6 protein-coding genes are annotated in these 5697 nt (G+C 45.8%); 4 read left to right on the top strand and 2 right to left on the bottom strand.

What is annotated here, in order from left to right; genetic code table 11:
- From IQ242_RS15300 to IQ242_RS15290, 3 genes are all read left to right on the top strand, one after another.
- A partial coding sequence (locus IQ242_RS15300) for an RNA-guided endonuclease TnpB family protein (protein WP_193960546.1) occupies positions 1 to 443 on the top strand: 443 nt, incomplete at its 5' end.
- A gap of 553 nt (positions 444 to 996) precedes the next feature.
- Positions 997 to 3462, top strand: a complete 2466-nt coding sequence (locus IQ242_RS15295) for an ATP-dependent Clp protease ATP-binding subunit (RefSeq protein WP_193960545.1) — start codon at positions 997 to 999, stop codon at positions 3460 to 3462.
- A gap of 75 nt (positions 3463 to 3537) precedes the next feature.
- Positions 3538 to 3804 carry a hypothetical protein gene (locus IQ242_RS15290; protein ID WP_193960544.1) on the top strand — a complete coding sequence of 89 codons (267 nt, stop codon included), beginning with the start codon at positions 3538 to 3540 and terminating at the stop codon, positions 3802 to 3804.
- A 354-nt stretch (positions 3805 to 4158) separates the two neighbouring features.
- On the opposite strand, the gene IQ242_RS15285 is transcribed toward IQ242_RS15290, so the two are convergent.
- Positions 4159 to 4371, bottom strand: a complete 213-nt coding sequence (locus IQ242_RS15285) for an RNA-binding protein hfq (protein ID WP_193960543.1) — start codon at positions 4369 to 4371, stop codon at positions 4159 to 4161.
- Positions 4372 to 4432: 61 nt separating this feature from the next.
- On the opposite strand from IQ242_RS15285, the gene dapF reads away from it, so the two are divergent.
- Positions 4433 to 5278 (top strand): diaminopimelate epimerase, encoded by an 846-nt coding sequence (gene dapF, locus IQ242_RS15280; RefSeq protein WP_193960542.1) that lies wholly within the window; start codon positions 4433 to 4435, stop codon positions 5276 to 5278.
- Between the two features lie 58 nt (positions 5279 to 5336).
- On the opposite strand, the gene IQ242_RS15275 is transcribed toward dapF, so the two are convergent.
- On the bottom strand, positions 5337 to 5549 hold the full coding sequence (locus IQ242_RS15275; RefSeq protein WP_002801686.1) for a chlorophyll a/b-binding protein: 213 nt from the start codon (positions 5547 to 5549) through the stop codon (positions 5337 to 5339).
- Positions 5550 to 5697: the final 148 nt, after the last annotated feature.

Raw genomic sequence — 5697 nt, 5'->3', positions numbered from 1 at the left:
ACCATTTACATAAGCTAACCACTCAATTAGTTCGGGAAAACCAAACGATTGTGGTTGAGAATTTAGCCGTTAAGAATCTGGTCAAAAACCCGAAATTATCTCAGGCAATATCTGATGTAAGCTGGGGTGAAATCACCCGACAATTAGCCTATAAATGCCGTTGGTATGGAAGAAATTACATCGAAATAGATAGATGGTTTCCTAGCTCTAAACGGTGCAGTAATTGCGGGTATATTGCTGAAAAAATGCCGTTAAATGTTCGAGAATGGGACTGTCCAGACTGTGGGACTCACCATGACCGAGATGTTAACGCTAGTAAAAATATTTTGGCCGCAGGGCTTGCGGTGTCAGTCTGTAGAGCGACCATAAGACCAGAACAGAGTGAATCTGTTAAGGCAGGTGCGGAACCCCGCAAGGGAAAGAAGCAGAAACCCAAATCGTGAGGTTTGGGAATCGCCGTCCGTTTACGGCGGCGAGGATGTCAAGGGTTCGGACTTGAAGCGTTAGTTTAGGCATACATATTGATGACTCAAATACTAAGCGACCTAACTATATATTATAGGTCAACTTTCTGCATAACACTCTCCAGAGTAACGATATGGATCAACTTTCTGCATATCACCCTGTCATACAACATATATAGTCATTTGTCAATAGGTAGTAATATTTAATCTGCTTATACTTCGAGTTTTGACCTGAAAATGGGCGATCAATAGTCAAGCGATCGAGAGATGGGGATGACCACGACTCTAGGGGATTATGCAAGGGTGAACAACTTATCAGCAGGTTTCCAGGGGGCTAAAACCATAATCCGGGAGATTCCGGGCATCTCCGCAAGTCAGCTAAGAGCCATTGACCCCAGAAAAAATCTTCAGAGCTACAACCACTATAACTAATAGCCGCTCCCCAATAACTGATCACTGAGAGACAGCTAAACTAAAAAGCCGTGCTAAAATCAGCATATCTAGGGTCGCTTGTGTAGGTGATGGATAGGCTATGTTTGAAAGATTTACGGAAAAAGCCATTAAAGTAATCATGCTCGCCCAAGAAGAAGCCCGCCGCCTTGGCCATAACTTCGTGGGAACAGAGCAGATTTTACTAGGACTAATTGGAGAGGGAACGGGAGTTGCCGCCAAAGTCCTCAAGTCCATGGGTGTCAATCTCAGAGATGCGCGCGTGGAGGTGGAGAAAATCATCGGTCGCGGTTCCGGATTCGTAGCCGTGGAAATTCCCTTCACCCCCAGAGCCAAACGAGTTTTAGAACTCTCCCTCGAAGAAGCCCGTCAACTGGGCCATAACTATATTGGCACAGAACATCTCCTTTTAGGACTAATTCGCGAAGGGGAAGGTGTGGCCGCTAGGGTTCTGGAAAATCTCGGCGTGGATCTCTCGAAAGTTCGCACCCAAGTGATCAGAATGTTAGGGGAAACCGCCGAAGTGGCCGCTGGTTCATCTTCCCAAGGTCGCACTAAAACCCCCACTCTTGACGAATTTGGTTCCAATCTCACCCAAATGGCCAGCGAGGGTAAACTCGATCCCGTGGTCGGCCGACAAAAGGAAATCGAGCGCGTCATCCAAATTCTCGGTCGTCGTACCAAAAATAACCCAGTCCTGATCGGGGAACCGGGGGTAGGTAAAACAGCGATCGCAGAAGGATTGGCCCAACGCATCGCTAACAAGGATATTCCCGACATTCTCGAAGAAAAACGGGTTGTCACCCTCGATATCGGCTTGTTAGTGGCGGGAACCAAATATCGCGGCGAATTTGAGGAACGCCTCAAAAAAATCATGGACGAAATTCGCCAAGCGGGTAACGTCATCCTTGTGATCGATGAAGTTCATACTCTCATCGGTGCTGGGGCAGCCGAAGGAGCGATCGATGCGGCCAATATTCTCAAACCGGCTTTGGCCCGGGGAGAACTGCAATGTATCGGGGCGACGACCTTGGATGAGTATCGCAAACATATCGAACGGGATGCGGCTCTAGAAAGACGTTTTCAACCGGTTATGGTCGGTGAACCCTCCGTAGAAGAAACGATCGAAATTCTCTACGGTCTCCGGGAACGCTACGAACAGCACCACAAACTAAAAATCTTAGACGAAGCACTAGAAGCGGCGGCGAAATTGTCCGATCGCTACATTAGCGATCGCTTCTTACCGGACAAGGCGATCGATTTAATCGATGAAGCTGGTTCGAGAGTGCGCTTGATTAATTCCCAATTGCCCCCAGCAGCCAAGGAATTAGATAAGGAACTGCGGCAAATTCTCAAACAAAAAGATGACGCGGTGCGCGGTCAAGACTTCGAGAAAGCTGGGGAATTGCGCGATCGGGAAATGGAAATCAAAACCCAGATACGGAATCTCGCATCTACCAAAAAAGGCGAAGATGGCAACGACGAACCCTTTGTGGATGCAGAGGAAATCGCTCACATCGTTGCTTCTTGGACTGGGGTTCCCGTCAATAAACTGACCGAAACCGAATCCGAGAAACTGCTGCACATGGAAGATACCCTACATCAGCGTCTCATCGGTCAAGAGGACGCAGTAAAAGCGGTGTCTCGTGCCATTCGTCGCGCTCGCGTCGGTCTGAAAAATCCTAACCGTCCCATTGCTTCCTTTATCTTCTCTGGTCCGACGGGGGTAGGTAAAACCGAGTTAACTAAGGCTCTGGCCGCTTATTTCTTCGGTTCCGAAGATGCGATGATCCGTCTCGATATGTCGGAATACATGGAACGGCACACGGTTTCTAAGTTAATCGGTTCACCTCCGGGTTACGTTGGTTACAACGAAGGGGGACAATTAACGGAAGCGGTGCGTCGTCGTCCCTACACGGTGGTGCTATTCGACGAAATCGAAAAAGCTCACCCCGATGTCTTCAATATGCTTCTGCAAATCCTTGAAGATGGACGTTTGACCGATGCCAAAGGTCGCACGGTGGACTTTAAAAATACCCTGTTGATCATGACCTCGAACATCGGTTCTAAAGTGATTGAGAAGGGTGGCGGTGGTTTAGGTTTCGAGTTTGCTGATAATCAAGCCGAAGCCCAGTATAATCGCATTCGATCGCTGGTTAATGAGGAATTAAAACAATATTTCCGCCCGGAATTCCTCAACCGTCTCGATGAGATTATTGTCTTCCGTCAACTGAATAAGGAAGAAGTGAAGGAAATCGCCGAAATCCTGCTCAAGGATGTGTTTAAACGTCTGACAGAACAAAATATTACTTTGTCTGTTACTGATAAGTTTAAAGAACGCTTGATCGAGGAAGGTTATAATCCGGCCTACGGCGCTCGTCCCTTACGTCGTGCGATTATGCGTCTATTGGAAGATGTTCTGGCTGAGGAAATTCTCTCAGGACGGGTTTCTGATGGGGATACGGCCATGGTCGATATCGATGAGGAAGGTAAGGTGAAAGTAATTTCCGGTGAAAGACGTGAGTTAATCGCTCCCGTGATCGAATAAATTCTAACTGGAATTAGTTAAATAAAAGGTGGGCTTTTTGCTCACCTTTTCTCGTAAAAATAGGGAAAAAGTGCGATGAAAGTCTGGGTTGTGGGTTGTGTTTTGTTATTTTTGTTGGTGGAGTTTTATCAGTGGGCCAAGGGGTTTATTTTGCCTTTACCTCTTTATATTTTTGCCGGAGCTTTATTATCGATCGCTTCTAATTATTCTCAAGATATGAGCAATTTATTTGCTAGAAATGAACAGGTTTATCAAACTGCCAGTTTAAGTGATATTCCCAATATTTTGACGGCAGAAAACTCGATACCTGTGATAGAAGAAGGAGAAAATAAGCCTGAATAGCTATAATAATCGTCTATTTATGGCTATTTTCCAGTATAAAACCTTAAAATAAACATGAAGTAGAATATAATAAGTAGGTAGGTGTTAAAAGTTGTCAGTTCCCCCCTTATCAAGGGGGGATTAAGGGGGGATCGGCACCCCCCTTATCAAGGGGGGCAGAGGGGATCAGAGGCAAAATCTATCTTCAATTTAATTATAACTACTTACTTATTATCGATATCTAATGAGAATAACCCGCCAAAAAACTCTGCACCCATCCGCAAAATCAGCAGAAAGAGTGCAAAAACTAAGACAGGAATATTGGGATAAAAGTCTAGATGTAGATAATGAATTTTTGATGGTTCCGATTTCCTCCTAGGCTTTAGGTTTTAAGTAAACCAGAGACTGTTGCCAAATTAAAGTGGGTTTATCGTAGTGATCAACCAGGTATATACAGTTAACATCTTGCCAAAGGATGCGACCAACGAGCAGATCATCGGTACTTAACTTAATTTCTACTTCCCGTTTCTCTTGAATATAGCTCTGTACTTGTTTGATACTCGGCAGACCAGGATCGAATTGAGACATAATGAGTTTATCGATGAGGTGTTCATCCTCTATTATTCCTGTTGAGTAGCTTTTATTGACGATGAAAATCCCCTTCACCAAATATCAAGGCCTGGGCAATGATTTTATTTTGATAGATAACCGTCACAGTCCCGAACCCCTGATCACAGCGGAAATGGCCGTGGCTATGTGCGATCGACATTTTGGTATCGGTGCCGATGGCGTGATTTTTGCGCTTCCCGGCCAAGCAGCAACCGACTACACCATGAGAATTTTCAACTCTGATGGTTCGGAACCGGAAATGTGTGGTAACGGTATTCGCTGTCTAGCCCAATTTATCGCCCGTTTAGAGGCTAACAACGCCATTGGCTGCACTTATCGCATTCATACTCTAGCAGGAACGATTATTCCTCGTTTAGAAGCCAATGAACAGGTAACGGTTGATATGGGACCGCCGCAATTACTAGGCAGTGAAATCCCCACCACTTTGGTCAATGGAGCAGAAAAAGTCCTCGCGGTTCCCCTAGAGGTGGAGGGCAAAGATTGGTTAGTTACTTGCGTTAGTATGGGTAATCCCCACTGCGTCACTTTTGTCGATGATCTGGCCTCTATTCCCCTAGAAACTATCGGGCCAAAATTTGAGCATCATCCAGTTTTTCCCCAACGGACTAATGTGGAGTTCGTGGAAGTAATTGCGCCGGATTATATGAAGATGCGTGTCTGGGAAAGAGGAGCGGGAATTACTCTCGCTTGCGGTACCGGTGCTTGTGCTGTGGTGGTGGCGGCCCTGTTAACGGGCAAATGCGATCGCAGTTGTACCGTGGAACTGCCCGGTGGTTGTCTTCAGATTCACTGGTCCCAAACCGATAACCGGGTTTACATGACAGGTCCTGCTAAAGCTGTTTTTGAGGGCATTTACACGGTCTAAACCAACCCGCTAGGACGGGGACTGAACTCCCCGAACAGCGCGACGGGATTGTTAATTCTTAGAGACTGGTAATCCAAGCAATGATTCCTTTACCAGTTAAAACTTCAATGGCTAAAAGAGAGACAAAGCCAATCATAGCTAGTCTGCCATTCAATTTTTCAGCTTTTTTGGTAAAACCGAGACCGCTGGAACTATCAACGTACATTTTCGGTTCAACAGCAAAATTATTCAGTCTTCCTTGTTCTTCGGTGGTGTAGCCGCGGGCAGTCATGGGGAGGCTCCTTTTGTATGCTTATGTTAAGAAGTGTAACACATTGTTAAGTTATGTTGCAAATTTTAACAAAAAATTTCTGGAGACTCAGAAAAACTCGATCGGGTGGTCAGACTAAATCCTGTTTAAAAGGTATAGGAGTGTGGGG

It is taken from the genome of Microcystis sp. LEGE 08355, from assembly GCF_015207185.1.
Taxonomy (GTDB): Bacteria; Cyanobacteriota; Cyanobacteriia; order Cyanobacteriales; family Microcystaceae; genus Microcystis; species Microcystis panniformis.
The sequence above is the reverse complement of the archived record's forward strand: the minus strand, read 5'-3'. Positions and strand labels throughout refer to the sequence as shown.

What these genes read in the sequence shown, in the direction of transcription:
- dapF (WP_193960542.1), top strand. Translation starts at nt 4,433, where the DNA reads ATGAAAATCCCCTTCACCAAATATCAAGGCCTGGGCAATGATTTTATT.
- IQ242_RS15295 (WP_193960545.1), top strand. Translation starts at nt 997, where the DNA reads ATGTTTGAAAGATTTACGGAAAAAGCCATTAAAGTAATCATGCTCGCC.
- IQ242_RS15285 (WP_193960543.1), bottom strand. Translation starts at nt 4,371, where the DNA reads ATGTCTCAATTCGATCCTGGTCTGCCGAGTATCAAACAAGTACAGAGC.
- IQ242_RS15290 (WP_193960544.1), top strand. Translation starts at nt 3,538, where the DNA reads ATGAAAGTCTGGGTTGTGGGTTGTGTTTTGTTATTTTTGTTGGTGGAG.
- IQ242_RS15275 (WP_002801686.1), bottom strand. Translation starts at nt 5,549, where the DNA reads ATGACTGCCCGCGGCTACACCACCGAAGAACAAGGAAGACTGAATAAT.